21 protein-coding genes are annotated in these 26,861 nt (G+C 65.8%); 12 read left to right on the plus strand and 9 right to left on the minus strand.

The window, feature by feature from the left end:
- Positions 1 to 455: 455 nt before the first annotated feature.
- Genes ACFV2O_RS25115 through ACFV2O_RS25125 form a run of 3 tightly spaced genes read left to right on the plus strand, consistent with a single transcriptional unit; the run spans position 456 to position 1,752 of the window.
- A complete protein-coding gene (locus ACFV2O_RS25115; protein WP_379253911.1) occupies positions 456 to 944 on the plus strand; it encodes a transposase in 489 nt (162 codons plus the stop codon).
- Positions 880 to 1,569, plus strand: coding sequence for an IS630 family transposase (locus ACFV2O_RS25120; RefSeq protein ID WP_379253912.1), 690 nt, complete (start codon positions 880 to 882; stop codon positions 1,567 to 1,569). Before ACFV2O_RS25115 ends, ACFV2O_RS25120 begins: the two co-directional genes overlap by 65 nt.
- Before the next feature lie 18 nt (positions 1,570 to 1,587).
- Positions 1,588 to 1,752 carry a hypothetical protein gene (locus ACFV2O_RS25125; RefSeq protein ID WP_379253913.1) on the plus strand — a complete coding sequence of 55 codons (165 nt, stop codon included), beginning with the start codon at positions 1,588 to 1,590 and terminating at the stop codon, positions 1,750 to 1,752.
- Positions 1,753 to 2,435: 683 nt separating this feature from the next.
- On the opposite strand, the gene ACFV2O_RS25130 is transcribed toward ACFV2O_RS25125, so the two are convergent.
- The 4 genes from ACFV2O_RS25130 to ACFV2O_RS25145 form a co-directional block, all read right to left on the minus strand.
- Positions 2,436 to 2,711, minus strand: a complete 276-nt coding sequence (locus ACFV2O_RS25130) for a hypothetical protein (RefSeq protein WP_379253914.1) — start codon at positions 2,709 to 2,711, stop codon at positions 2,436 to 2,438.
- Between the two features lie 99 nt (positions 2,712 to 2,810).
- A complete protein-coding gene (locus ACFV2O_RS25135; RefSeq protein WP_379253915.1) occupies positions 2,811 to 4,238 on the minus strand; it encodes an EndoU domain-containing protein in 1,428 nt (475 codons plus the stop codon).
- 5 nt (positions 4,239 to 4,243) lie between these two features.
- Entirely contained in the window at positions 4,244 to 4,540 is a 297-nt protein-coding gene (locus tag ACFV2O_RS25140; protein ID WP_379253916.1) for a WXG100 family type VII secretion target, read from the minus strand.
- Complete coding sequence (locus tag ACFV2O_RS25145; protein WP_379253917.1) at positions 4,537 to 4,881, minus strand: WXG100 family type VII secretion target; 345 nt, start codon at positions 4,879 to 4,881, stop codon at positions 4,537 to 4,539. The genes ACFV2O_RS25140 and ACFV2O_RS25145 overlap by 4 nt, the downstream gene beginning before the upstream one ends.
- Positions 4,882 to 5,277: 396 nt before the next feature.
- On the opposite strand from ACFV2O_RS25145, the gene ACFV2O_RS25150 reads away from it, so the two are divergent.
- Positions 5,278 to 8,058: a DUF4365 domain-containing protein gene (locus tag ACFV2O_RS25150; RefSeq protein WP_379253918.1), complete on the plus strand. Its 2,781-nt coding sequence runs from the start codon at positions 5,278 to 5,280 to the stop codon at positions 8,056 to 8,058.
- Between the two features lie 412 nt (positions 8,059 to 8,470).
- On the opposite strand, the gene ACFV2O_RS25155 is transcribed toward ACFV2O_RS25150, so the two are convergent.
- Positions 8,471 to 8,689, minus strand: coding sequence for a hypothetical protein (locus tag ACFV2O_RS25155; protein ID WP_355079985.1), 219 nt, complete (start codon positions 8,687 to 8,689; stop codon positions 8,471 to 8,473).
- A 501-nt stretch (positions 8,690 to 9,190) separates the two neighbouring features.
- On the opposite strand from ACFV2O_RS25155, the gene ACFV2O_RS25160 reads away from it, so the two are divergent.
- Positions 9,191 to 10,270, plus strand: coding sequence for a zinc metalloprotease (locus tag ACFV2O_RS25160; RefSeq protein ID WP_379253919.1), 1,080 nt, complete (start codon positions 9,191 to 9,193; stop codon positions 10,268 to 10,270).
- Between the two features lie 694 nt (positions 10,271 to 10,964).
- On the opposite strand, the gene ACFV2O_RS25165 is transcribed toward ACFV2O_RS25160, so the two are convergent.
- Positions 10,965 to 11,876 carry a hypothetical protein gene (locus ACFV2O_RS25165; protein ID WP_379253920.1) on the minus strand — a complete coding sequence of 304 codons (912 nt, stop codon included), beginning with the start codon at positions 11,874 to 11,876 and terminating at the stop codon, positions 10,965 to 10,967.
- 881 nt (positions 11,877 to 12,757) lie between these two features.
- Here ACFV2O_RS25165 and ACFV2O_RS25170 point away from each other — a divergent pair.
- A complete protein-coding gene (locus ACFV2O_RS25170) occupies positions 12,758 to 13,843 on the plus strand; it encodes a fatty acid desaturase family protein (protein WP_379253921.1) in 1,086 nt (361 codons plus the stop codon).
- Between the two features lie 276 nt (positions 13,844 to 14,119).
- Here ACFV2O_RS25170 and ACFV2O_RS25175 read toward each other — a convergent pair whose 3' ends face one another.
- Positions 14,120 to 15,343 carry an FAD-dependent monooxygenase gene (locus tag ACFV2O_RS25175; RefSeq protein WP_379253922.1) on the minus strand — a complete coding sequence of 408 codons (1,224 nt, stop codon included), beginning with the start codon at positions 15,341 to 15,343 and terminating at the stop codon, positions 14,120 to 14,122.
- 290 nt (positions 15,344 to 15,633) lie between these two features.
- Positions 15,634 to 17,253 (minus strand): LCP family protein, encoded by a 1,620-nt coding sequence (locus ACFV2O_RS25180; protein ID WP_379253923.1) that lies wholly within the window; start codon positions 17,251 to 17,253, stop codon positions 15,634 to 15,636.
- Positions 17,254 to 17,813: 560 nt separating this feature from the next.
- On the opposite strand from ACFV2O_RS25180, the gene ACFV2O_RS25185 reads away from it, so the two are divergent.
- From ACFV2O_RS25185 to ACFV2O_RS25205, 5 genes are all read left to right on the plus strand, one after another.
- Complete coding sequence (locus ACFV2O_RS25185; protein ID WP_379253924.1) at positions 17,814 to 21,068, plus strand: ATP-binding protein; 3,255 nt, start codon at positions 17,814 to 17,816, stop codon at positions 21,066 to 21,068.
- A gap of 73 nt (positions 21,069 to 21,141) precedes the next feature.
- The gene (locus ACFV2O_RS25190; protein WP_379253925.1) at positions 21,142 to 21,579 is read left to right on the plus strand and encodes a DUF4267 domain-containing protein; all 438 of its coding nucleotides are present in this window, start codon (positions 21,142 to 21,144) and stop codon (positions 21,577 to 21,579) included.
- A 7-nt stretch (positions 21,580 to 21,586) separates the two neighbouring features.
- Positions 21,587 to 22,039 carry a DUF2871 domain-containing protein gene (locus ACFV2O_RS25195; protein ID WP_379253926.1) on the plus strand — a complete coding sequence of 151 codons (453 nt, stop codon included), beginning with the start codon at positions 21,587 to 21,589 and terminating at the stop codon, positions 22,037 to 22,039.
- A complete protein-coding gene (locus ACFV2O_RS25200) occupies positions 22,036 to 23,487 on the plus strand; it encodes an amidase (protein WP_379253927.1) in 1,452 nt (483 codons plus the stop codon). The genes ACFV2O_RS25195 and ACFV2O_RS25200 overlap by 4 nt, the downstream gene beginning before the upstream one ends.
- A gap of 26 nt (positions 23,488 to 23,513) precedes the next feature.
- Positions 23,514 to 24,821, plus strand: coding sequence for an FAD-binding oxidoreductase (locus ACFV2O_RS25205; RefSeq protein ID WP_379253928.1), 1,308 nt, complete (start codon positions 23,514 to 23,516; stop codon positions 24,819 to 24,821).
- A 185-nt stretch (positions 24,822 to 25,006) separates the two neighbouring features.
- Here the strand turns inward: ACFV2O_RS25205 and ACFV2O_RS25210 are convergent, their stop codons facing one another.
- Positions 25,007 to 25,819: a helix-turn-helix domain-containing protein gene (locus ACFV2O_RS25210; RefSeq protein ID WP_379253929.1), complete on the minus strand. Its 813-nt coding sequence runs from the start codon at positions 25,817 to 25,819 to the stop codon at positions 25,007 to 25,009.
- Positions 25,820 to 25,921: 102 nt separating this feature from the next.
- Between ACFV2O_RS25210 and ACFV2O_RS25215 the strand changes: the two genes are divergently transcribed.
- Positions 25,922 to 26,854, plus strand: a complete 933-nt coding sequence (locus tag ACFV2O_RS25215; protein ID WP_379253930.1) for an alpha/beta fold hydrolase — start codon at positions 25,922 to 25,924, stop codon at positions 26,852 to 26,854.
- The last annotated feature ends 7 nt before the right edge of the window (positions 26,855 to 26,861 follow it).

Raw genomic sequence — 26,861 nt, forward strand, 5'->3', positions numbered from 1 at the left:
CCACCGAATAGTCGACCTCATAATCAGTAGTAGGGATTGGTTCTGACTGACGTCGAGACGGTCCGGTGGAGTTGCTGTCAGGCGATGCCTGGAAGCTTCCGGTGTTCGACGTCTTCTGAAGGAGCGGCGCGCGTGACGGCAGAATCGCCTTGGTTGGTGGCGGGATTCCGTTGCTCGAGCTCGCCGCAGGAGCGACCTCCTGGGAGGTTTCCTGAGCCTTCGAGCTCTGCGACAGCAGGTCCTGCGGTGTGCTGTGGTCACGGACGGCTAATGAGATGTCGGGACCGCCGAGTGCTGTGATTAGTGCCTCGTCCGAGAAGGTTGATGCGGTAATCGCCGGGGTGGCGGATTGAATCGGGGGGTTTGACCGGCGATGCTGCTCGGTGGAGGTGGTGCCGGTGGCTCGTAGGCCGGATGTGTTCGTGCGGGAGTTGTCCCCGGAGGAGGGGCGCCGCGTGCCGCGGATTGCCAAGACCAGCAAGCAACCGGTGCGGGCTCGGCGGGCGATCGTGGTGATGGCCTCGGCGCAACGGCAGCCGGTGGGGTTGATCGCCAAGCTGATGCAGGTCTCGGAAGCCTATGTGCGGCAAGTGATTCACGACTTCAACGAGGTCGGGTTCGGTGCGTTGGACCCAAAATGGAGCCGGGCATGCCGAGCAAGACGGATCCGAAAACGCGTGAGCGGATCTGTCATATCGCCCGGCCTGGGCTGGCCGTTTTGTACGTGGAGTCTGTCGAAACTGGCGGATGTGTTGCGTATCAATGGAATCGTCGACATCAGCCGGGAAACGCTGCGCGGCATCCTGAAGGCCGGTGGGGTGTCGTGGCAGGCCACGAAGACATGGAAGGCCAGCCAACGATCCGGACTTCATCGCCAAGATGGCCCGGGTACTCGACCTCTACGACCACCCACCCGCGGACGGGCGGGTGGTCTGTGTCGATGAGCTCGGGCCGTTGAACCTGCAACCGCGTCCCGGGCGGGGCTGGTTCGCCCGCCGCACACCCAAACGACTGCGGGCCACCTACCGGCGCACCCACGGCGTGCGGCACATGTTCGGTGCGCTCGATCTGGCGACCGGGCAGTTGTATTACCGCATCCGTGACCGGAAAAGGTGGACGGAGTTCTTGGCCTTCCTGAAGTCCCTTCGAGCTCGTTGGCCGGGCGAGAAACTGTATCTGATCTGCGACAACTACTCGGTCCACAAGCGTCGCGAGGTTCGGCAATGGTGCGGCGAGAACGACATGGAGTTGGTGTTCTTGCCGACCTATTCGTCCTGGCTCAACCGCATCGAGTGCGAGTTCGCCGCGCTGCGATACTTCGCCCTGGACGGCACCGACCACGCAGCCACGACGAGCAGGACACCGCCATCGGCGACTACATCCGCTGGCATAACCAGCATGCCGGACCGATCCGCGACTTCGCCGTCAGCTCGAAAATCCGGCAACCGGATTACCTACGCGACGTTGCTTGACGAGGCATTAGAGTGCCGCTCGACCCCGCCGCGCTCGCGCAAAGTGCGAAACTGGAGGAGCGGTGAGGAATCGAGTTCCTACTGTGGCATCGACTGACTCAAGGCCCATCACGATGTGGCCGTCGTCGACGACAGCGGCAAGGTTGGGACGCGCGCCCATGTCGGCGTCGACACGTTCGGGTTCGCCCAGTTGCTGGAACCACTCGCCCAGGCCGGCGACGGCCCGATTCCGGTTGAGGTCGAGAACGACTGCGGCCGTCGGCGGCCGCGCTGCGCGTGACGGGACGGGACGGCCGGTCTACCCGATCAACCCGTTGAAGATCAGAACAGCGGCCACATAACCGATCTTCAAGCTCCGTTAGCAATCCAGGACCGGTTAGAGCTGCGTTCGGTTCGCGGCTCGTGGCCGGATTCGGTTGCGAGCGCTGCCCGAAACCCTCAGCGCGGCCAGCCCTCCATCAGAAGGGCCTCGACATCCGTCACCGATCAAAAATCCACTGCACTTCAAAAATTCCAGATCCGAAGAGTAACCAGGCCCACTCAAGGATGACGACGATGGAAGAGCGACGTCCAGCAACAACGCGGGTTGCTGATTTCTGTCGACGCCAGACCGTCGAGCCATCCCGCCGCCCTCACCGTCTTGGGCGCTCTGACTGCCCAGAGGCGCTCTCGGCGAAAGAATCTCATCAGGAACGAGCAATGGCTGCATCCCGTGACGGCGATTCGCCAGCCAGATCGGAGTAGCGAAATCTGTAGGCACACGATAGGCCCACCATCCAGCCGGGGTGATGTACTACGCACCCGCCCTGGACCCTAGAGCCCCTCAGGAGTCGAACCACCCGGCCTGCTGCGGCGCAGTACCGGCAGCTACCCTGACCAAGAAACCGCTACCGGAGATATAAGTCGGAACCGCACCGCCGCCGCGCACGACTCCGCCGTCCGCCGCGATCGGAACATAAGGATCTACGCGGTGACCACGTTAAGCTCTGAGAGCACGCCTTGGGGATCGTTGAGGTAGCGGTATCCCTCCACTGGGAGATTGAACTGGCCGAGCACGTTCGCCACAGCATCGCGTTCCGCTTCAGTGACCGGGATCCGGCGCTTGATCAGACTGGCGCACAGCACGTCGACCAGCATCGCCCACTCACCAACGTCGCTATAGGTCCGGTAGCTGTCGACCAGGTCAGGAGGCAGACGGTCGGCGACGCTCTCGAGAAGGTCTCGCGAGTCCTTGCTCATCTTGTTGAGCCGACGGTTACGGGCTTCGATAGCTTGCGGGTCTCGCTGACGCTTTCGCGCTTCTCGTGCCGCCCTGTCCGGATTCATCGCTCTCCTAGCCTATTTGATAGGGTCGCCATTCGCGTCGTTCCTGACTACACCCTCGCCGCCGATGGGGTAACCGGTCACGACTGAGCCGTCAGGAGCGACGATGACTTCGATTTGGACGCCGTTGCGGGTGCCGTTGACTTTCCAGTTGCCGTTGTCCTGGAGGACTGGCGGCTGGTCCGGATTCTTCGCGACGTCGACTATTCGGTCGATGATTTTGTCGTCTTCCCAGTCATCGGTGTCAGGGAACTCGGTCTTGTTGGGCATTCCAGTCCCGGGCGCGTGCCCACCACCGTTGATGTCGTCACTCCCGTCGCCGTCGAGGATATGGATCCGCCGTTTCTGAGAAATAGTAATCTTCGCCGGGTTGGGCTTCGCCCCCTCCACCTTGTCCCACTGGTTCCCGCCACTGCCACCATCGGTCAGCTTGATCGTCATTGCCGCGATACCGTCGAGAGCGGCTTTGGTGCCGCCCTGAGAGAGGTCGGGGATGGCCGAGAACACCCCCGAGCCGGCAGAACCAACGGAGGTGACCGCCTCGTAGATGTGGATGAGGTCACTGGCATGAACGGCAGTGCGGATAACCGCTGCCGTCGCCGTGACGACTTCTGTGGTCACCGCAGCGCCACCAGCGGCGGCAGGCCCAGCGGCTACACCGCCAGTTACGACGGCTAGGACTCCGACGACCGCGATCGTGACAGCTATCGATGCGGCGAGCTCCTTGTTGGCGTCGGAGACAGCTTTCTGGATGTCGGAGCGCATTTTGTCGAGAGCGTCGTAGTGTCCCTGGACCGGGCCGTATAACGCTTTCGCGGCCTGAGCCAACAGTTCCGCGGCCTTCTGCAGCGTTGACAGCTTCTCTTCGATCGCAATGATGTTCGGGTCGGTACTGTCTGCGAACTTGGCATTGATGCCCTTGATCCGCTTTGCGGCCCCGGTGATGTTCGTGTGCTCGGAGAACGTTTTCCACGCCTCCGCAGCAGTGTGCAACTTGGTGACGTCCCCGTTGGGAATCTTGCCGACCTTCTCCAGTAGGCCCGTGATCGGGCTGTCGATTCCGGATCCGTTGTCTCCCTTGGCGGTAGCGGGGAGGTTCATCCCGGTGTCGTACAGCAGTTGGGACTCTGTTGGACGTGTCGGTTCGGTGCCGCTGGTGGTGGAGCGGTTAGCCTGCCACCAGTTGTAGCCGGTGGCGGCAAGCACATCGCCGTATCGCTGCAGTGCGTTCGCCAGGGCCGCTGTCAGTTGGACTATATCGCTGGCGTACTGGTCGTAGGCGGTGATCCATGCCTGGCACTTCTCGTGGTTGCCTGCCATTCCGCCGCACTCGTGGACCAACGTGGACAGCAATGGACCCAACGCGAGAGAGATGTCGCTGGCGAGCAGCTGGCATTTCTTGGCCGCATCGAAGTAGATGCCGGAATCGATGGTCCATCCCATGGGCGTTATCCGCCGTTGAGCATCTGCTTGTTGACCTCGGCAGCGTTGATGTACTTCGTGTGTGCCTTGCGGGCGGCGTCGCTCATGTCGCGGACACCCTCCGCGAACTCCCGTGCGGCTGTGACCCATTTCGTATGCGCTTCGAAATAGGCCCGGCCTGCGATACTTTCCCAACCGGTACCGGTGAGTCCTGCTACCTTGTCGTCGATGTCGTCGAGGTGATCACTGATGAATCCGGCCAGGCCGGACAACCTAGCGACGATCTGGTCCAGGTGGTCGACATCGACGGTGAACTCGCTCATGGAAGCTCCAGGCTGGATGCCGAGGTGTTCAACGCTGATGCGTTGGTGCAGTCGCGGCTTTCGTAGGTTTGGGCGGAAACACCAAGCTTTTCAGCCATCTCCCTCAACGCCGTGATGATCTGAACTCCCCCATCGCGGACCTCGGACCACCCTGCGGAGAAGTCGGTCGCTGCGCCGCCAGACCAGCCCCCGTCGAGCAAAGCCGCGACGTCCTGAGCTACGGACCGCAGGGCGGACTGCAAGGATTCCGCTAGCTCGTAGGTGTATTGCCCAACCTCTCGAACCTCCTCTGGCACAACCGAAATGCTTGCGCCGGAGGCTGAAGCTCCCCCATCAGTCATGGCTGGACCGTAGCGATCACCTCCATCGGTGTCAATCCTGCTGCTTCACCGAAACACCACGTCCGACCAAGATCGCTCAACCACGGGATGTCGTACTGAGCCTTCCCTTTGTGGCCTTGTCCGTCAGGCTGATATCGCGAAAAGCATCACCATTTTGAGGAAAAGACCCTCGCTGAGATCGCGCATACATGCTTCGTTCTGGCGGTGGCGGTGGTTGGCCAGCGCTGCCCGCTGGCCGCTCGGATCGGAAGAATGCATAGGTGCCCCGCTGCAAGTAGCTGGCCCCTCGAAGCCTCTGCACACCAACGGTGCTCGCGGTCCGTCCAGAGACACAGGTGCTCAGCGAGTTTTCCGACCTGAAAATTCGCGTAGTCGCGCTTGCGCGAAGATGGCGGGATGGTCCGTCGTCCTGCCTCCGCGCAGACCGCGAGTGCCGGGGTCACCCAGACCAGGCACGCGGTCGAAACTGGCATGCGCTGGATATTTCGGGAGCAACCGTTCGAGGACTACGGGATCGACGCGCACATCGAGGTAGTCGACGATGAAACGGTGCTCGGCAGGCTGGTGGCACTGCAGATCAAGGCCGGCCGGAGCTATTTCGACTCACCTGCTGCCGGGGGCGGCTGGTGGTTCCGCGACGACGCCATGCACTTCAAGTACTGGCTCGACTTCTCGATCCCCGTGGTTATAGTACTGGTCGACCTGGAACATCGGCTGTGCTATTGGCAGCTGGTAACGGAGTCGACGGTCGAGAAGTCCAACGGAAGCCAATGGAAGCTGCGGGTGCCGGAAACCCACCTCCTGGACGGGTCCGCAGTGCAACCATTACGCGATGCTGCCGTGAAAGGCATCCGCCAGGCACGCCGAGAGCCTGGCGCGCCGGTAACTACCTTCGCCGCAGCGGACCTCGAGGTGCACAGCGCATTAGCGGGCGCCGACGTGCTACCTGAGTACATCGTACGCGCCCACGATCGCGAACTCGATGAACTAGTCGCTAACGCGATGGGCTCAGCAGCGCGTTCGGCGTGCAAGGTACTTATCGGCGGGTCCTGCACGGGCAAGACCAGAGCACTTTACGAGGCGTTGCACCGGCGCGGGACCGATCCAGGGAGGGCGAGCCTGGCTGAGGCCGGATGGCGGGTATGGCCAGAGGTGAACCCGTTACCGCCCAGGCGGTTCCTGGACGAGTTGAAGCACGTTGGGCCGCGGACGATCGTGTGGCTCAACGAGGCACAGCGCTACCTGCACGACCCCGGGGCCGACGTCCGAACCGAAATCGCCACCGCGCTGCTGGAACTCATTGCGGACGACTCCCGAGCGCCAGTGCTTGTGCTGGGCACATTGTGGCCTGAGCACTGGCAGGAGCTCACCCACAGACCAGAAACAGCAGAGGCCGACCGTTTCGCCGCAGCGCGGCGGCTGTTAAACGGGAACTACCTGCGTGTACCGGAAAGCTTTACGAATGCCGAAGTCACCATGGCACGTCAATCGGGCAACCCCCTGCTTACGGCCGCAGCGAGTCGAGTGACCGGTACAGCAATAACCCAGGAGCTGGCCGGGACGCCGGATCTCCTGCAGCGCTACGAGACGGCCAGCGCGGCATCACAGGCAGTGGTTCACGCAGTGATGGATGCCCGCAGGTTCGGGCACGGCGAATGGTTCCCGGAAACGTTCCTGGCTGCTATCGCGCGCTGTTACCTTACCGGGGCTGATCGCCAAAGCACCGATGATGACCCATCCTGGTTCGGGGCGGCGGTCGCGAACCTGATCGTACCGGGCCCGGCCAGCGGCCCGGTACTGCACCGGAATCTCCTCGGCTATCGGCTCGATGACTTTCTGGACGAGACGGGCCGGGTTCAACGCCGGTTCGAGTTCCCGCCTGCCGAGTTCTGGACGGTCGTCGCCGAGACCGAGACGCATTCGGACAGCAAAATCCAGATGGCCGACGGAGCCGCCGACCGACTCCGGCTGCGGATCGCGGCGCACCTGTACGAAACGGCCGGGTCCGCGGCGGAACGTCTACATGAACTCGCTGAACACTTCGAACGCTGGAATGTCCCCGACGCCGCCGAACGACTCGCACGACTCGCCGCCGACGCAGGTATGCCGCAGGCACTGACCTCTCTGGCGCGCCCAGGGCACCGTCGAAGTCCCAAAAGCAAAATGGCACTACTTCGTCAGGCCGCGAACCTGGGAGACTTAGAAGCATTCGAGTGGCTGGTGTCTCTGTTGGAAGAAGCCGGGGAGAAGGAGAGCGCGGAATCGGTCGCGCGGGAGGCCACTGAGTTGGGGTCATGGAGGGCGACGGTGTCCATCGCTGAATGTCGAGATTTCGACTCCCCCGATGAAGCAGAGCAGATGATTCGCGACTTGCCCGCAGAGATGCGGTGGGATGCGATGGCAGCACTGGTCGACTTTCGGGACAGCGTTGACGACTTCGAAGGCGCCGAGCAACTTGCGATGACCCTTGCGGGCTGCGGTCACCTCGACGCGCTCCTAGGACTCGCCGATGAGCGACAGCACAGAGGTGACAAGGAGGCGGCTCGGCGATTGCTCGCACGCGTGCCGCAGCCCAAGACGCCCGAGGACACATTGCGCATCGCGCTTAGCCACGCGTGGGCAGGTGCCCACGACGCGGCCCGGGAGTTGCTGGCAGGACTGTCCGGTGCACTTCACTTGGACGACCAGGTTGCGGCCATCGCCGACGCGTGGCCGCAGCTCATCAGGTCACTGCACGACGTCCTGACCGCATTGGGCGAGCGCATCGCAGCCCACCGCTTGATCGACCAAACAGAGCAGCCACGCGAGCCGATGCCGAGCGACGGCGACGACTTGCCGCCGGACTTCGCCGAGGAGGACGAGGAAGTCGCAACGGCGTACGCTGCGCTCGCTGGATTCCACGCGCGCCGTGGCGAGTTCGAAGAAGCGGAGCCTCTGGCCATGGCTGCCTCAGAGCTAGGAAACTCCACTGGACTGGTAGCCCTCGGCCAGGAACTGCTGCAACGCGGTGACCATGCCACAGCCGAACGGCTAGCGCTGTGCGCGATAAACACGCCAGAGTGGTCACCCTTGTCAGGAAGCCCAGCCGCCGGAAGAACACTGGCCGAGGCACGCGGAGACGAGAGCCTGCTCGTGTGGGGGCTCGAGGCAGACGGCACCACGGCCAAACCCTGGTAGGCAGGGCGCCGCGGCATAGCTGCAACAGAGATGAACTGGATTGCCCATCAGTAGGCCAGCTTGTACGTCGGCCAGCGTTTGTGATCCCGTTCCCCTGTTCGACATGCCCCGCCCCCGGGGAACGACGAATATGGGAGCGGTGAACCGATCCGTGCGGGCGCACCATGACTATCAGACCGGGTAGGTACCCACGATGACCAGTAGTTTCCCAGTTGCCCATGTTGTGCGTGGCCCGCCGAGGGCACTATCATTTTCTGCTCTGCGCCATGGCTATTTCGGGATCATCACCACCAGCGGCGACGACCCCGCCGACGAGGCCGACGCCACTTCGCATACCAAGCCGGGCGACTCATGCCAGTCACACACAGCCCGCAAGTGTGAAACCGGATCCACGATTCACCGGTGACACGAGTCAGTGCAGGTCGTACGTCCACACCTGGCCGTTGTCCCGGATATTGAAGACGATGGTGCCCGCCTGCGAGAGCGGCGGCGAGTTCGCGTAGCTGATGGCCGCGGGGACGTCGGCCCACAAATGCGCTACCCACGAAGTCTGATCGAGCAGATCCTGTTTCTTGATATCGGCTGCCTCGTTCGCCGTGTGAACGACTGCCGAATCCATGCCTGCGGTCATGATGTCCTCCATTTCGTGTAAACGTTCTCTGCCTGTGAAACCGCCCCGCAACGGACGATCCGATTCCCCGAGTCTTCGCCTCGGATGTCGTCGTCTCACGAGTAGTCGGCTACGGGTTTCTACCCGGCGATACTCATCGGGACGCGGGGCGGGGTTATCGCTGGATCCGTTTGGGGACTTGGCCGTGTGCGGTCCGGTGCCGACCGGCGCGAGCTGTTACTCCACCGCTGTGCGGCGGGGTCGTCACCGACCTTCCACATATTTCAAAGTTGTACGGATCTTTGCCGTGTGAGCTCGGATGCAGGTAGTCGCTACTCGTGTCACGGCCGCAGAATCAGCGAAGCATCCATACCGAGCGATTTTCATCCCGACTGATTCGCGAAAGGATATGTGATGGCCGATCTCCCTACACCTGGTGCGCGAAGCCGCGAATTGTGCGGCACCATGGCAGTTCACCACAAACTGCTCCAACAGAGCGAAAGCTACCGACAGCGTTCGGCGATGTTCGAGAACCGCGCGCTCGCCTACGAAGGCCGTATGCGCGCACCGATGCACACCGGTCCGATCACGATCCCCGTGGTCGTCCACGTCGTCCATAATCCCGCGTTCCCGGCCGAGAACATCAGCGCGGCCCAGGTCGAGAGCCAGATCGCGGTGCTCAACCAGGACTTCCGGGCGACCAATCTCGACCGCGTCGGCGTGCCGACCGTCTGGACCGACCGCATCGCCGACTGTCGAATTCAATTCGCCTTGGCGACAACCGATCCTGATGGCAATGCGACCGACGGCATCACCCGGACCGCCACCGCGAAGACATTCTTCAGCGCCGAAGCCGACGATGTGAAAGCCACCGCGACCGGCGGCGCCGATCCCTGGCCGAGCGACGAATACCTCAACCTCTGGGTATGCGCCGATCCGCAGACCGCGCCCGGAAACTCGATTCTCGGTTACGCGCAATTCCCTGGCGGTCCCGTCGACACCGATGGCGTCGTCATCGCGACAACCTGCTTCGGCACAATCGGAACCGCCACCGCGCCGTTCCACCTGGGGCGCACCACGACGCACGAAGTCGGGCACTGGCTGAGTCTGCGCCATATCTGGGGCGATGACGGAAGCGGCTGCTCCGGTGGCGATCTGGTCGACGACACGCCCAACCAGGCCACCCAGAACTTCGGCAAACCCCAGTTCCCGCACATTTCCTGCAACAACGGCCCCGATGGCGACATGTTCATGAACTACATGGACTACACCGACGACGCGGCGATGTTCATGTTCACCACCGGCCAATCCTTGCGGATGAACGCGTGCCTGGATGGGCCGAGGGCCTCGTTCCTGGTCGCCGCTCGCGCTCCGGCCGGGGATCTGCGACCGGCGGTGTCCTCCATGGTCGCGGAGGCGACGCCCGGACGCGGCGAGGCGGCCGCACCCCGTTCCGTGCCGTCGACGAATTCGAGTTCCTCCGGCGGCGCGGGTGCGGTCGCCGACCTCGAGGGCGAGGTAGCGTTGTTGCGTTCATTACTCGACGAGATCAACGGCGTCCTCGCCCGAGCGCCACACTGGTCGGCGCCGGGGACCCGGTGAGGATCGCCGGTGACCGGACCGATCCCCATCCTCGGAATATGGGTGCACTCCCACGAGGAGGACACCGACACGGTGTCGATTTATCGGCCACGTGACTTCCCGTTTCCCCGGTCACGTGGCCGGTGCGGCCTCGAGTTCGGAGAAGACGGCACCGTCGTCGAATACCGTCCCGGCGCCGATGACCGGGCCCGGGCGACGACCGGCTCCTGGCGTGACCTCGGGGGCGGCCGTTACTCGATGTCTTTTCCCGCCGAAGGCGCAGCGGAGCCCACTACACGTACGCTGCAATGCGTCGGGGACGCCCTTCTGGTGGACACCGGGTAATCAGCTTCGATCACCCATCGCCCACCTGACAACCCTTACGGGTCTCGCTGACCTTCGATGTGGCGGCGTCTGGATCGGGATGAGCACCGTGCCAGCGACCGAGGCCGTCGCCTCGCCGACACCCGGTATCACACCGCAGTCCGATCGAGCGGATCGAGGTACGGACCGATGCCGAGCGGCAGGCGGTCGACCTGCTGAGGCGGGCATCGTCGATCGCGCTTCGCGCCAACGGATATCTCCTGTTCGTCGGCGACTGACAGGTAGGTTGGACCGGTCAGATATCGGGCGAGCATGCAGCGTGGGCGACGGATCGAGAGTGTGCCTGCATCAGGGAACCGGCGTGCTGTGCCCGAATCGTGGTGGGCTTTTGTTATGGGTGGGGTGCGAGGTCGATGCGGACGTTGTCGTTGTTGCTGATGACGAATACTCGGTCGTGGTTGGCCTTCGTCCACTGGTGCGGGATCAGGAAGAAGCGGTCAGGAGTGCGCGCCAGTAGTAGGAGCCCGCTGTAGGCGTAGCGGTATTTCTCCCCGGGTGTGGTGATCGGGAGAACTTGGGAGCCGCCGCCTTCGATCGCGAGCCGATCGACGCTGAGCAGCAGGACGACCGGACGTGCGCCGAAGCCGGTCTCGACGGTGAGGTGGGCGTCGCGAATGGCGCGCTGATGGGCGTAGGAGCCCACCGCCCACGAGAAGCCGAGGAAACCTAAGCCCAGCAAGGCCAGGATCGGTAGCCATGGGGTGGATTGTGTGCGTCTGCGACCGGCGCCGGGGCGGCCGAAAATGCGGGGATAGGTTTCCCGCAGCGCGATGGCGTACCCGAGGAGCGAGACCGCCGCGATGAGCATGATCGGCATGTATGAACCGAGCCACGGCGGTAGCCAGTCGCGGACGATGACCAGAAGCGCGAAGACTGTGGCCAGGACGGCGCCGCTGATCAAGATGGCCATCGTCCAGCGCCGGAGCGTGGCGACGGGTCGTCGGCTGCGCACGGCAACGGCAAGCGGAACCGATCGAAGTGCGTATGAGGCGAGCACGACCAGCAAGACGATGGTCACGGGCCAGTAGCTACTGGTGAGGCTGCCGATGACGTAGTCGGGGGTGGACAAACCGAGCATCCCGACATCCACGCCGAAATAGCCGTACCAGGCGCGGGTGTACACCATGCCGAAGTAGTAGAGCACTGCGGCGATAACCGCGCCTTGCGAGGCGATGGCTCCCGCAGCGGTCAGAGCTCGACGAAGACTGTGCCGGCCAGTCGAATCGGCGTCTTCGCCACTCATCGAGGGGGCTCACTGGTCGTCGCTGGGTGAGGCGCCACAGTCGTCGTGATATCGACTCCAGTGCCCGGCCTGCCCGGAAGAATCGGAACCGTCGGTGGCACGTTTGTGGGCGGGGTTGTCGGGATGATGACTCCGGTCGTGCTACTCGCCACGGAGACTGACACGGTTGGGGGGATCACCCGCCCGGTCTCGGAGGATACGGGCGGAGTAGCTGAAAGGACCGAGCTGGCAGTCGCCGAGTCGGGAGAGGTGGTCACTGCGCTGGACGTATCAGCTTTCGGGGCGGTTGTGGTCGGCGAAACCGTGGTCGGTGCATCGGGCGACCCGCACGCGGCCAGCCCACCGATCAACAAGCAGGAACAGACCGCAAAAAGCTGCGATACCGATCGCATCAAGCCCTCCTCGGACAGTGGAGAACAGCACGAGTATTTCACAGAACCATTGCGTCAGTGCAGGTTTGAATTCGAATCGGATCCTCGGCAAAGAAGCGCCTCCGGCCGCATCACAGCGAGTGACGGCACCTCCCAGGAACCCTACTGCAACATATGTGCCGGCGACGGAGGGTGGCGGTCGCTTTGCCCGGTGCAAGCGCCACAGATCCGACGAAACGGTTCTGTCCACATCGCTCGATCAGCGGCATGAGCGGACGTCCGGTCCGGCGACCCGGATGTGTCGGCCGACAACCGGCCAGCCGCCTCCGCAGCTGTGGACATCGAATATCACACCGCAGTCCGATTCCATGTCATACCAGAGGGTTACGAGTAACGAGAATCCGGCCGATAGCTTCGGGGTATCGAAATCCGCGCCCCGCTCCGACATCGACCGGCCGACATCGTCGACGGATAGGGGTGGCGTCTCCGGCTCAGCTCTCAGGAAGATCTATGACGACACCTGCCTTGGTCCCCGAGTCATCTCCACGGTCACCGCGGCGCGGCGCCGACGGTGACTACGCTCGTCTGCTGCGCCGGATCTCCGACGCGGGGCTGATGAACCGGCGTCCCGTCTACTACGCCGTCCGGCTCGGCCTCGTCGGGGTCGCGTTCGCAGCCTGCTGGGCAGCGTTCGTCCTCATCGGCGATTCGTGGTGGACGCTGCTGGTCGCGGGGTTCATGGCCGTGACGTTCGCTCAGATCGCGCTGGTCATGCACGATGTCGCGCATCGCCAGGTTTTCCGGCTCCGGCAGCCGACGGAGCTCGTGGGAAGAGTCGTCGGCAACGCCGGCATCGGTCTGGGCTACGGCTGGTGGCAGGACAAGCACACTCGGCATCACGCCAATCCGAACCACGAGGAACTCGACCCCGATGTCGCGCCCGACATTCTGGTCTGGTCACAGCAGCAAGCACGGTCCAGTCGCGGTCTGCCTCGTCTCATCGGGAGGGCGCAGGCGTTCCTGTTCTTCCCCCTCCTGGTGCTGGAGGGCCTGAACCTCCATGTGGCCGGCGTACGTGCGCTCAGAAATCGATCGATAAAGCACCGCGGGTTGGAGGCCGCACTCCTGTTCGTCCACTTCGCCACCTACCTGACCGCACTGTTCGCGGTTCTGCCCGCCGACAAAGCCTTCGCGTTCCTCGCTGTCCACCAAGGCCTCTTCGGCCTGTACATGGGCTGCATCTTCGCCCCGAACCACAAGGGCATGCCGACCTCGACCGGCGACGACCGCCTCGACTACCTCCGTCGACAGGTGCTGACCTCCCGCAACGTACGAGGTGGCGCGTTGACCGACCTCGCTCTCGGCGGGCTCAACTATCAGATCGAGCATCATTTGTTCCCGAGTATGCCGACGCCGAACCTGCGTCATGCCCAGGTGATCGTCCGCGACTACTGCGCCGAAATCGGCGTGCCCTACCACGAAACCGGGTTGATCTGCTCTTACCGCGAGGCGCTGAGACACTTGCACCATGTCGGCGCTCCTCTGCGCACCCCCGATCGACACCCGGGTACCGAAGTGTCACAACGGAATCGTTGAACATCAACTGGGTGTCACGCCGCCCCGGAAGCACCCGGCAGATGCTTTACACCGCCATCCGGCGAAAGTCCCAAAGCCCGCTATCTTCCGATGGCTACGCTGACCAGTGCAGATCCGCGCGGTATGCGGCTACTCAAGACTGGTGTCAGGGCTTGATCCCGGCCAGGATCGAGTCCCAGGTGCCCGGTGGGAGGCTCCCTAAGCGGCTGCCATGAGCGGACGTAGTCCGGCGGTTGCCTACCGAAGCGTCGTCCCTCTCGACACGTTATGTGACACCTACGGCTTGGCCGACACAGTGATCGGCGGTCCGGCCGTGGCCCCGGAGTCCGGCACCCCGGTGTAGTCGGGCAGCTCGACGCCGTTGATCGCGCGCTCGACCAACTCGGCGAACCACTCCCCGGTGAAATCGGGGCTCGGCTCGGCGTCCGGCCCGGGGACGTCGCGGCTGCGGGCGTTCAACTGGGCGATCTCCTGGTTGGCCTCGACGAACGAGCGCATCCGCGCCTCGTAGCCGGCGAACCCGGCCTCCGGGTCCCACCCGGCGGCGGCCAGCTCTCCCGCCAGCAGGTAGGCGCCTACCAGGGCCAGCCCGGTGCCCTGCCCGGACATCGGCGACGAGCTGAACGCCGCGTCCCCGAGGAGCCCCACCCGTCCGCTCGACCAGCGGTCCATCACCACCTGGGCGACCTGGTCGAGGTAGAAGTCCGGGGTGTCGTCCAGGTGCGCGAGGATGCGCGGGGTCAACCAGCCCATGCCGGTCATCCGCTCGCGCAGCAGGCGCTTCTGGGCCGCGACGTCGCGATAGTCGACATCGAAGTCCCCCGAGGGGAAGGAAAACATGGCCATCGCCCGGGTGGCGTCCTGGATGGGCCGCAGCCCGGCGGAGCGCCCGGACTCTTGGTAGTCGATCAGCCAGCGGTCCAGCCCGAACTCGTTGGGAACGCTGTAGAAAGCCAGCACGTGCCCGAGGTGGCGGACGAACCGCTCGCGCGGCCCGAAGACCATCGCTCGCAGCGCCGAGTGCAGCCCGTCCGCGCCGACCACCAGCTCGAAGCGCCGCCGGTCGCCGCCCGCGAAGGCCACGTCGACCCCGTCCGCGTCCTGGGTGAGCTCGGCGATCCGATCACCGAAGACGTACTCGACACCGTCACGGGTGTCGTCGTAGAGCACCTGGGACAGGTCCCCGCGCAGGATCTCGATCTCCGAGATGTACCCGTCACCGCCATCGTCGTCCGCGCGATAGGTCTCCAGCACGTTCCCGTTCCCGTCCACGGTGTACGCGCCGGCCGTCTCAGTGCGGGCCGCGCGCACCGCCGCGTCCAGCCCCATCCGCCGGATGACCTCCTTGGTCACCCCACGCGCGTCCACCGCCTGCCCACCGGGACGCAGTTCGGGGGCCCGCTCCACCACGGTCACCTCGGCCCCTCGCCGGCGCAGCCAGTGGGCCAGCGCCGGCCCCGCGATACTCGCCCCCGCCACCAATACCCTGGTACCGCTCACTGCGCCTCCCGCTCACCCGGCCGGATCACTGTCCGGATCGATTGCTCTGACCCACCGATGTCGGTGTATCCACAGGTATCGACGACGGATCCACAAGAAATTCATCGGTGCAGCCGAGATCGTGTCCACGCTCCTGCGAACACCCTGAACTCGGCATGAGGGAGCGGTCGGTCGGCTCGCCGAGCGAGCAAGCCGCGCTGATCCCGGGAACTTCGCGAGCTGTAGGCGCACACTCGTCTGCCCGATGCCGCACCGACCAGGCCGGGCCGGAGGCGTCCACGGCGGCAACCTCAGTCGACGCAGGGGATGTTGGATCCGATGCTGGTGGTAACGGGTTTACCGGAGTCGGGCGCCGCGTCGGCGGGTTTGGAGGTGGGGGCACCGGTGGGCGAGGCTGCGCCGGTCGGTGTGGTGGAGTTCGTCGATGTGCCCGCACTCAATTCGTCGGGCATGGTGAAGTCGCTGCCGATCACGATCTTGATGTGGCCGGGGTCGATATTCTTGGACACGGCTGTCGGTAGCCCGCCGAGCAAGTTCGCGGCCTGGGTGGCGTCGGTGTCGGCGCCTGTGCCGTAATAGACGACCGAGCCGGAACCATCGGTGGAGGCGGCGTTGCCGATGTTTCCTTTGCCGAATCCCTTGTCGGCCAAGACTGTCGACACTTTGGCGGCCATACCTGCAGGTCCGCCCGCGTTGACGACGTCGACGGTACTGGTGGGTGTGGTCGTGAGTGCGGTGGGCGTGGCTGCCTGCACGCCGAACGCCGTGCGCACCGTCTTTTTGATGGCGGCCGGATCGATGACGTTGACGTCTTGGCCGTCGATGGTCTGGTAGCCCTGCACCGGCAAGGTCTGGAATTCGATCGGAATCGAACCCGCCTTTCCCATGGTCTGCGCGAAGTCGAGCACGTTCCAGCCTTGGGAGAGCACCACATCGTTCTGTGCGGCGTTGATCAATTGCTGCAGTTTGCCGATGTTGGTGAGTGTGCCGGACTCCGCGAGTTGTTTGGCGACCGAGGTGAGGAACGCCTGCTGGCGGTGGGTCCTGTCGAGATCGCCGTTGTCGAGTTCGTGACGTTGCCGGACGAACGACAGCGCGTTGGCGGCATCGAGGTGCTGAGGTCCGGCCGGGAACACCGCGCCGGAGTAGTACTCGTCGTCGACGGCGTGATTGAGACAGACATCGACGCCGCCGAGAATGGCGGCCAGGTCGTAGAAGCCGACGAGGGAGACCTCGGCGAACCGGTTGATCGGTACTCCCGTCAGTGCCTTCACGGTCTGCACGATGGATTCGCGGCCGGCCTCGCGGCCCTGGCGTTCCAGTTCGACCTTGTCTTTGACGCCCTGGTTGGCGAGCTTCTGCTCGACCGCCACCTTCTTCAGTCCGTAGGCTTCCTTGATCTTGGCGTGGTCGTAGCCGGGGATCCCGGTGACCGCGACGTAGTCGTCGCGCGGGATGGAGAAGGCGGTGATCTTCTTCAGATCCTTCGGAATGTGTACCAGGATGAGGGAATTGGCGTTGTAGCCGCCCTCGCTGCCGTCGCCGGCGTGCAACCGGTCCAAGATTTCTTTGGGTAGGTCGTTGCCGTTGCGGTCTTTGCGGGTGTCCAGTCCGATGAGCAGGATGTTCATGTCGCCGTCGAGCGCGGCGGCGTCTTCGGAACTGATCGCCCCGGACCGGGCGAACCCGTCATCGACGGCGCGCTCGGTGTAGTAGGCGAATCCGGTGCCCGATACGACGACCACCGAGGTAGCGGCAACGACCAGGCGAAGGGCGGTCCGTGCGACCCTGGCCTGCCACGACGACTGCGCGGTCCGGTCGCGGCGGGTGGGCCGCACCGGCACATACCGGTCGGTGGGGCCCTCGGCAGGGTCGGTCGCCTCCGTGCGCCGATTACCACCAGAGCCCATCGGTCGCGTGCCTGCACCGCGAGTCGCGGTTGCCGAGTTCTCCCGCCCCGCGTGCGAACCGTCCGCGGCCGATCCGCCTAGCTCGGCACGAGACTCACCTCGGTCTCCCGCCCGGTGCGAACGCTGGGCGCTCGCGGCGCGGGCGGACACCTCGCGAACCCCTTCGACAGGCGTTTCCGGCCGAGCATGACGACCACCGGACCGGGGAACCACGACCGGAATCGGTTCCGTTTCGTCACTCATTCGCCGTCAAGCCTCACGTCACAGTGCCGCGCGGAAACCACCGATAGCACTTCACCAGGTTAGAAATATCCTGCCCGATCTCTGTGACGAATACACGCCGCGCAAGCACCCGATCGGGTACGCGGTAGCGAAATCCGTGGGCGCGGCATCACGTCACGCGCGCCGATCTCGGTGATGATCGACGACAGGCCGCGCCGGTCGGCATGCGCCGACAGTTCGAGGCGGTTCGATAGCCGCAATGCGGCGAGACCCCAGGTTCGCTCGGGTTGACGAGAGGTCGGGGCGCCACGCAGGATCTATCGCGAGATGGACGATTCATGCTGGTAGAGCTATTGGGTCCGGTGCGGGTGGTGGCCGCGGACGGGAGGAAGGCGTCGGTCGGGGGGCCGCGGGTGCGGGCATTGCTGGGGTTGCTGGCGCTCGAAGCCGGGCGAGTGGTGCCGGCGACGCGGCTGGTGGACGGGGTGTGGGGGGAGAACCCGCCGGCGGGGGCGGGGAATGCGTTGCAGACTCTGGCGAGTCGGTTGCGAGCGGCGGCACCGGGCACGGTGCGGAATGACGGGGGCGGGTATGTGCTCGAGCTCACGCCCGAGGACGTCGATGTGCATCGATTCGGGCGTGAGGTCGAGGCAGGGCGAGCGTTGCTGGCGGCCGGTGAGCCCGAACGAGCCATCGCGTGCTTCGATGCCGCGCTCGCCTTGTGGCGCGGGGAGCCGCTGATCGATGCGGGAGAATCGGAGGCATTGCGGGTCGCTGCACTGCATTTGACCGAACAGCGGCTCGAGGCGGTCGAACTGCGAGCGGACGCCTTTCGAGCCTTGGGCCGAGGCGGCGAGGTATTGGGTGAGCTCCGCACGGAGGTAGCCGCACATCCGTTCCGGGAGACGCTGGCCGCACGACTGGTGCGGGCGCTCGCGGCAGCGGGACGAACCTCGGAGGCGATACAACAGTTTCAGCGAACCGAGACCCTGTTACTGGACGAACTCGGCACGACACCCGCCGAGGTCCTGCGCTCGGCCCTGGCCGAAATTCACACGAACGCACCCCGTAATCCCGCAGTCGACAAACCTGCGATCGAGACGGCGTACGGATCGGGTCCGACGGGAGTTACGGAAGCATCGCGAACCAGCGGCGCATCCGCACCGCTGCTGCCCAGGCGGTTCACCAGCTTCGTCGGACGCGGACGCGACGTGGAAGGAGTGCGACGGGCGCTGCGCGAGGCCCGACTGGTGACACTGTCGGGTACCGGGGGCGTGGGGAAGACTCGGCTGGCCGCCGAGACGGTCGGGGCGCACGCCGAGGACTGGGCGGACGGTTTCGCTTTCGTCGAACTCGCCGCACTCGAGCGGGAGCGGCCCGACCGGCCGGCCATGAACGCGGTCGGAGTGGCGATAGCGAACGCGCTCGCTCAGTTCGAGCGACCCGATGAACTGTCCACGGAATGGGCCGATGTACTGGAGCGGACGCTGTCCGGCCGCCGAATGCTGTTGGTACTGGACAACTGCGAGCATGTCGTGGAGGCGACCGCGCGCCTGATTCACGATCTGCTGCAGCGGCTGCCGCTGCTGCGGGTGCTCACCACGAGCCGGGAGCCGATCGGCGTGGACGGCGAGCGACTGTATCCGGTCCGGACCTTGGACCTGCCCGAAGCCGACTCGGATATCGCGGCGGTCACCGCATCGCCCGCGGTCCGGCTGTTCATCGACCGCGCCACCGCGGCACTCCCGGATTTCGCACTGTCCGAGCTCAATTCCGCGGATATCCGCGCCATCGTACGCAGCCTGGACGGCATGCCGCTGGCTATCGAACTCGCCGCCGCTCGCCTGCGGAGCCTGCCGCTACCGGACCTCAGCGCCCGGCTCACCGATCGCTTCCGGCTGCTCACCAACAGCACTCGCCACGCGGTCCCGCGCCATCGAACCTTGCACGCGGCCGTCGCCTGGAGCTGGGGACTGCTCACCGATGCGGAAGCCACTGCAGCCCGGCGTTTTTCGATCTTCGCCGGCGGCGCGACCTTGGACGCCGTTACTTCGGTGTGCGGTCCGGACGCCATCGACACGGTCACCTCACTGGTGACGAAGTCGTTGGTCGACTTCGATGGACAGCGCTATCGAATGGCAGAGACCATCCGAGCCTATGCGACAGCGGAATTGACCGCCGCAGGCGATGCGGACGAAGTCGCCCGCATCCATGCCGACTGCTTCTCGGAATTCGCTGACGCCGCCGCCCACGGATTACGCACTACCGCACAACCCGAGTGGCTCGCGCGGCTGATCGCCGAACACGGCAATTGCGAGACCGCACTACGGTGGGCGCTGGACGTCGGCGACGGCGAGCGCGCGGTTCGCCTGTACTCGAACCTCGTCTGGTATTGGCTGCTGCGCGGGTTGCACGGCGACATCTCCGAACGCCGCCGCGAGGTCCTCGCCTTGATCGACGACACACCGCCGCCGGGGTGCACCGGGGCCTATCTGGCCTGCCGGTACGCCGAGGAGCTGCCGGCGTACTTCACCAACATCTGGTGGGGCCAGATCCGAGATGACACGGGGCAGTTCGAGCGGCTGACCCGCGCGGCCCTCACCGAGGATCGACCTCCGCACCCGATGTTCGTGCTCATACTGGCGCTGCGTGACCTACTCGGCGACGACGACAGTCTATTGACCGCGTGCACCACATCCGACGATCCATGGCTACGCGGTAATGCGCTGATAGCAAGAGGTTTCGATGAACTGGGCGGCGACCACCCGGCCCGCGCCCTGCCCACTCTGGAGGCGGCGCTGACCTGCCTGAGCGCGCACGGCGACGCCCGGTCACACAGCCGCGCCCTGATCTCCCTGGCCAGTTACCGGACCCGGATGCTCGGCCTGGACAGCGCCCGCCCGCTGATCGCGAGCGCGCTGGAACTGCTCAGCGCCGACCTGGGCGCCGGTGAGCGCATGGGCGTGCTGCTCTTCGCGGCGGATATGCACCTGGTCGGCGGCGATACCGAGGTCGCGGCAACCTATATCGACCAGGCCGAGGCCCTGATCACCCCGCACATCATCCCCGCGCCTGGGCGCTTCTTGGCGGCGACGCAGGCGCACCTGGCCCACCTGCGCGGCGACAACGACCGCGCGATGGAACTGTACCGGCGGATGTCCGAGCATCCGCTCCCCGACGGCCCGCCACCCGCAGGACGCCACGATACCGTCCGCTTCGTGAACCTGGCCTTCGTGAGCACCGCGCAGGCGGCGGCCCTGGTCGCGGCGGGCCGGCCGGACGACGCGCTGCGAGAGCTGGCCATGCCCCGCGATCTGGCTGCCCAGACCTCGGCGGCGCTGCTGGCCGAGGTCGGTATCGGTTACGCCCTGGTTGCTCTGGCGAAGGACGCCCCGGAGCAGGCAGCCCGCATTCTCGGCGCCACCGACCGGATCAACCGGAGGGCCGGGGTGATCCGCATCGGCCCGTTCCGGCGGCGGGCGCTCGACCAAGCGGAAGCGGCGCTCGGGCCCGTGCGCCTGGGCGCGGAATTCCTCGCGGGCGCCCGGCTTCCGGACGAGGCGGTGCTCGAACTGCTGCGTACCGTTCGCTGACAACGGCTGTCAGCGAACGGTACGGGCGGCACTGGATGCTCGGGACACGTATCCCACCGATCCAGGAGTGCTCATGTCTGTTCCTTCGAATACGGAAACAGTTGCTTCCGTGCGTGGTTCCCGCCGACTCGGCGAACGTCTCGGTAGGGCCGGCGCCGTACTGGGAGCCGGGTTCATCATCTCCGTCGGCGGCGGTTATCTGCTCGCCCCGCAGCGAATGGCCCCGGGGTTCGGCTTCACCGACTGGCCGCGCGGCGAGGCCAACGGCTTTCTGAACGTCAAAGGCGTCCGCGATGTGGTCATCGGTCTGATCATGCTGGTCCTGCTCGCGGCCGGGCAGCGCCGCACCCTCGGCGCGACCCTGCTCACCATCGCCCTCATCCCGACCGGCGACATGCTCACCATCCTGGTGCGCCGCGGCTCCACCGCGACCGCCCTGAGCGTGCACGGTCTCACCGCAGGCCTGGTGGCCGCCGCCGGCGCGCTGCTGCTGCGCCGGGAAAATCGCTGAGCGCCCGATGAAGACACTGCTCAATACCGCGCACATCTACATGATCATCGGCCTGGTCTCCGGGTTCTACTACCGCGAGATCACCAAGGTCGAACATTTCACCGGGCAGTCGCAGCTCGGTGTCGTGCACACCCACGTGCTGGCGCTGGGCATGCTGTTCTTCCTCATCGTGCTGGCCTTGGAGCAACAGTTCACGCTCAGCGCCCGGGGAAGCCTGTACGGCTGGTTCTTCTGGCTGTACAACATCGGCCTGGCCATCACCGTCGCGGCCATGACGCTGCACGGAACCCTCACCGTGCTGGGCAAGAGCAGTGGTGAGGCGATCGCGCTCGGCGCGGGCGTGGGCCACATCCTGCTGGCCGTCGGGCTGATCCTCTTCTTCATCACCGTCGGCAAATCCATCGACGACAGTCGAACACCACAAGGCGCAGCGGTATTCGCCGAACAGGAGGCATTGTGAAGACCGGCCAGGACGGCGCACTGTGGACGCGGGACGCGGTCTCGCTCGCGACGCTGATCGCCGAGGGTGCGGTCACCGCGGCCCAGGTCGTCGAGTCGCATCTCGAGCGCATCGAGCAGGCCGACTCCGAGATCGGTGCGCTCACCACGGTATTCAGCGAATCCGCGCGCACCGAGGCGGCCGCGGCCGACCGCAGGGCGCCGACGGGGCCGCTGCACGGGGTCCCGGTCACCATCAAGAACAACCTCGATGTCGCGGGCAGCCCGACCACCTGGGGCGTGGCGGCCTTCGGGCAGGCCGTCGCGGCAGCGGACGCACCCGCGGTGTCCGCTCTGCGGCGAGCCGGGGCGATCGTCATCGGGCGAACGAACATGCCGGACTTCGCCACTCGCTGGCACACCGACAACGACGAGGCGGGCCCGACGGTGAATCCGTGGAACCCGACTCGCAGCCCGGGCGGTTCCAGCGGCGGTGACGCCGCAGCGGTAGCCACGGGCATGACCCCCCTGGGCCTGGGCACCGACTTCGGCGGTTCACTGCGCGTACCCGCCGCGTTCTGCGGAGTCGCCTCCCTGCGCACCACACCCGGCCGGGTGGCGGTGGCCTCGAGCCTGTCCGGGGCCGCACCCGCGCCGACGAATCAATTGTTCGCGGCGCCAGGGCCGTTGGCGCGCACCGTGCGCGATCTGACGACTGCTTTCGAGGTACTCAGCGACAGCGCTGACCTGCGCGATCCCGGATGGATTCCAGTGCGTGACGCGACCGATACCGCCCTGCCCGCGGTCGCCGTCACGCTCGGTGACGATATCGATCCGCAGGTGCGGGCAGCGCTGCTCGGCTGCGCCGACGCCCTCGAACGCGCGGGGTATCCGGTAGCCGAACTGGATCCGCCGCAATTGGGCGAAGTGGCGGCGGACTACGGCCGATTGGTTTCCACCGAGGTGGTGGTCCAGCGCCGCGAAGCCATGCGGCGAGTCGGCAGCGCCGGACTGAACACCTTCGTGGACGCGGCGATCGACCTGTTCCCGCCGCTGGATCTGGCGGGCTACATGACCGCGCTGGGTGAGCGCCTCACCCGCCGCGCGGCCTGGTCCCGCTTCCTCGCGGAGCATCCGATCGTGCTCGGTCCGGTCTCGGACGAACTGCCCTGGCCGGTCGGCTACGACCTCGGCGGCACCGCACAAGTCGCGACCATGTATGCGGCGCATCGCCTCACCATCGCCGCCAACTACCTGGCCCTGCCCGCGGTCACGGTCCCAGCGGGCGTATCGGCCGAGGGTCTTCCCATCGGTGTCCAGTTGATCACCGCCCCATTCGCCGAGCGCCGCGCGCTGACGGCCGCCGCCCATATCGAAGCGGCCTTTCCGATGCCCACACCCATCTCCCCGGCAACCGACCCGGCCACCCGGAACCAGGCTCGGTCCATCGGCTCGGGCACGACGCGGTGAACATTTCTGTAGCGAAGGGAATCTACATGTCACACAACACATTGCGATCCGCCGTGCGCGGACGGGTACTGCTGCCGGGTGACGAAGCGTTCGATACGGCACGGACCCCCTGGAACCTCAATATCGACCAGCCGGTAGCGGCCGTCGTGCACGTCGAAGACGCGGAGGATATGGCCGCCGTGGTCGGCTACGCGCGCGACGCGGGCCTGTCGGTGACCGCTCAGCCCAACGGCCACGGCGCTTCCGGTGATACCGCCGGCGCCATCCTGGTGCGCACGCGCCGACTCGATCGGATCGAGGTGGATCCGGCCCGGCGACGTGCCCGCGTCGGCGCGGGGACCAACTGGGGGCAAGTGCAGGCGGCGGCCGCCCGGCACGGCTTGACCGGGCTGGCCGGAAGCTCCCCGGTGGTCAGCGTTGTCGGCTATACCCTCGGTGGCGGATTGTCTTGGTTCGGCCGTAAATACGGTTGGGCGGCCGACAGCGTCCGGGTCTTCGACATCGTCGATGCCGACGGTCGTCAGGCCAGGGTCACGGCGGAATCCGACCCGGAGCTGTTCTGGGCACTGTGCGGCGGCGGCGGGGATTTCGCACTGGTGACGGCGGTGGAGTTCGATCTGTTCGCGGCTCCGGCCTTGTTCGGTGGCCTGATCGCCTGGCCGGCCGCGCAGACCGAGGCGGTCCGTGCGGCCTTCCAGGACATCACCGATCACGCACCGGCCGAACTCACGGTCTGGCTCAATCGGCTGGAACTGCCGCAGGCTCCGCCGGTGATCGCGATCGCCGCCGCCTACCTGGGCGAACCGGCGCGCGGACGGGACCTGCTGCGACGGCTGGACACGATCGACGACATCCTCGCGGACACGCGCCGGGAATTGTCCCCGACCGAGTTGGGCGCCATCGTCAACGAGCCCACCGCCCCAAGCCCCGGACTGCTGCGAACCGAACTGCTGACCGCACTGGACGAGACCGCCGCCGAAATCCTGCTGCACGCACCGATCGATCCGCTGATGGGCATCCAGCTCCGGCAGTTGGGCGGTGCGCTCGCCGAACCCACCCGAGGCGCGGCTCCGCCGTTCGCGGAGCCCTACGCGCTGTCTCTGCAGGCCACCGGCTCGGATCCCGACACCGTTGCCGCGGTACTCGCCACTCAGAAGCGCATCATCGCCGATCTGGGCGCGCGAGTCAGCGGCCGCAAACCGTACACCGTCCTGTCCGCCGGCGACAGCGTCGCGGAGGTTTTCGACACCGGCACCTTGGACCGATTGCGAAAGCTCAAGCAGGCCCGCGACCCACATGGCGTATTCCGCGCCAACTTCCCGATTCTCCACTGAACCTCCGGTTTCGAGACCGAGGTCAGCACCTCCACACAGCGCTGCCCCGCCAACGTCATCGGCGCGGCAGCGCTGTGCCCGCGACCAGCTATGTCGGTATCGGCCGCGAGGGCGATTCCCTTCGCCGCCCATCCGTTTTCGCGGGGCCAGGTATCCGGGCGGTAGTGCTCGAACGTCGTGCCGGATTACGTCGCGATCGTCGACGGCCAGGCTCGGTCGTCGATTGTGAGCCAGGGTTCGGTGGCTGCGGCGGTGGGGGATATGCCGGTGAATTCGCGGATGTCGCGGTGGAGGTGGGATTGGTCGGCGTAGCCGGTGTCGGCTGCTACTCGGGAGGGGGAATGTCCTTGAACGAGGCGGTGGACGGCGTGGTCGAAGCGGACAAGTTTGGCGGCGCGTTTGGGGGTCAGGCCGATTTGCGTGCCGAAGCGTGACCACAGTCGTTGACGGCTCCAGCCCAGCTCGGCGGCGAGGTGCTCGACGCGGAAACGGCCGCGGCTGAGTTTGATCTGCCGCCATGCCCAGGCGACCTCAGGGTCGACGCGCTGGTCGTGCCGGGACCGCGCGGACAGCGCGGTGTCGACCAGGGCGAACCGGTCGGGCCAGCTCGGCGTCTCGTGCAGGCGCTCGCGCAGCCACCCCGCCTCACGACCCCAGAGGTCGTCCAGGCCGATGATGCTTCCGCCCAGCTCGGTGGGAGGAAGGCCGAGAATCGCTTGGGCGACAACCGGTTCCAGGCGAATTTGGACGCATTCGACGGCGTCGACGCGGACCGGAAGCACGGTGCCGGCGAGGCCGAGTGTCAGACTGCCCGAATGGCTACGGCCCGTCGAGTCGCGGACCTCGAAGCCGCACTCGCCGAACTCGACGATCACCGTGACCGCCGGATGTGGAATGACACGCACCTGCTCCGGGCCGTCCCCGTGCACATGGAATCCGGCCATGTCGACGCCGCGCAGGGCGGGTGGCCGCGCCGGTCGCGCGATGTCCCAAGGCACACGTCGATTGTATGAGCAGCCGCGCACGCTGACATTTCTTCAATACGCGGCCCGCAGTCGTGCCAGAACGTGGTGGTGTCCCAACCAATCGAAGGAGCAACCGTGGACGAAACCATAGCCGCCGCGAGACCGAATCGGTGGCGGCATATCGGGCTGCTGATCGCCACCGCCCTGGTCGCCGTGGCCACCGGCTATACGACCGGCGCGGCGAACGCCGAGACCGACGATTCGCACGAGCACATGGTTCATCTGCCGGGCGGAGACATCCACGTCGTCGCCGACGGAACGCCAGGCGCTCGCGCGGTGGTGCTGCTGCACGGACTGGGCGCCTCGACCGCCTATTGGGATCCGGTGCTGCCCGCCTTGCGGGACCAGTACGTCGTGCGCATCGACCTGCTCGGCCACGGCAAGTCCGATAAGCCCGACAGCGGCTACAGCACGTCCGAACAGGCGAGCCGAGTGGGGGCCGTGCTCGACCAGCTGGGCGTACGGCAGGCGATCGTCGTCGGGCATTCTTCCGGCGGCTACGTGGCCACCTCGTTGGCCGAACAGCGCCACGACCTGGTGTCGGCGATCATGCTGATCGACTCCGGTCCCCGCCTGGACGCCGTCACCGGCAGCGGTCCGGTCGGCAACCTGCTGTTCGTTCCTGCGATCGGACAGCCGCTGTGGCCGCTGCTCCCGGATGCCGTTCTCCGGCAAGCCATGAGTTCCGCGTTCACCCGGGACGTGCGGATCCCCGACCAGTTCGTCGCCGACCTGCGCGGCATGACCTACCGCAGTCTCACCGCGACCTCCACCGCGTCGGACGACTACCTGCGGGAAAGGTCCGAACCGGACCGGCTCACCGACCTCGGCGTTCCGGCCATGGTGCTCTACGGCTCTCAGGACAAGCGATGGCAGCCGGACTCTTACGAGGACTACCGCCGCGTCCCGGGCATCCGGATCGAGAGCCTCGACTGTGGCCACACACCCATGGTGGAAGAGCCCGACGGCACCGGCGCCCTCATCCGTGACTTCGTCGGCCGGCACTGATCGTAGT

Origin of the sequence: Nocardia sp. NPDC059691, from assembly GCF_042733915.1 — a bacterium.
Lineage (GTDB): Bacteria > Actinomycetota > Actinomycetes > Mycobacteriales > Mycobacteriaceae > Nocardia > Nocardia sichangensis.

Coding starts and splice junctions, on each gene's coding strand:
- ACFV2O_RS25120 (WP_379253912.1), top strand. CDS start 880: ATGGCCCGGGTACTCGACCTCTACGACCACCCACCCGCGGACGGGCGG.
- ACFV2O_RS25130 (WP_379253914.1), bottom strand. CDS start 2,711: ATGAGCAAGGACTCGCGAGACCTTCTCGAGAGCGTCGCCGACCGTCTG.
- ACFV2O_RS25135 (WP_379253915.1), bottom strand. CDS start 4,238: ATGGGATGGACCATCGATTCCGGCATCTACTTCGATGCGGCCAAGAAA.
- ACFV2O_RS25140 (WP_379253916.1), bottom strand. CDS start 4,540: ATGAGCGAGTTCACCGTCGATGTCGACCACCTGGACCAGATCGTCGCT.
- ACFV2O_RS25145 (WP_379253917.1), bottom strand. CDS start 4,881: ATGACTGATGGGGGAGCTTCAGCCTCCGGCGCAAGCATTTCGGTTGTG.
- ACFV2O_RS25150 (WP_379253918.1), top strand. CDS start 5,278: ATGGTCCGTCGTCCTGCCTCCGCGCAGACCGCGAGTGCCGGGGTCACC.
- ACFV2O_RS25155 (WP_355079985.1), bottom strand. CDS start 8,689: ATGACCGCAGGCATGGATTCGGCAGTCGTTCACACGGCGAACGAGGCA.
- ACFV2O_RS25160 (WP_379253919.1), top strand. CDS start 9,191: ATGTTCGAGAACCGCGCGCTCGCCTACGAAGGCCGTATGCGCGCACCG.
- ACFV2O_RS25165 (WP_379253920.1), bottom strand. CDS start 11,876: ATGAGTGGCGAAGACGCCGATTCGACTGGCCGGCACAGTCTTCGTCGA.
- ACFV2O_RS25170 (WP_379253921.1), top strand. CDS start 12,758: ATGACGACACCTGCCTTGGTCCCCGAGTCATCTCCACGGTCACCGCGG.
- ACFV2O_RS25180 (WP_379253923.1), bottom strand. CDS start 17,253: ATGGGCTCTGGTGGTAATCGGCGCACGGAGGCGACCGACCCTGCCGAG.
- ACFV2O_RS25185 (WP_379253924.1), top strand. CDS start 17,814: ATGCTGGTAGAGCTATTGGGTCCGGTGCGGGTGGTGGCCGCGGACGGG.
- ACFV2O_RS25190 (WP_379253925.1), top strand. CDS start 21,142: ATGTCTGTTCCTTCGAATACGGAAACAGTTGCTTCCGTGCGTGGTTCC.
- ACFV2O_RS25195 (WP_379253926.1), top strand. CDS start 21,587: ATGAAGACACTGCTCAATACCGCGCACATCTACATGATCATCGGCCTG.
- ACFV2O_RS25205 (WP_379253928.1), top strand. CDS start 23,514: ATGTCACACAACACATTGCGATCCGCCGTGCGCGGACGGGTACTGCTG.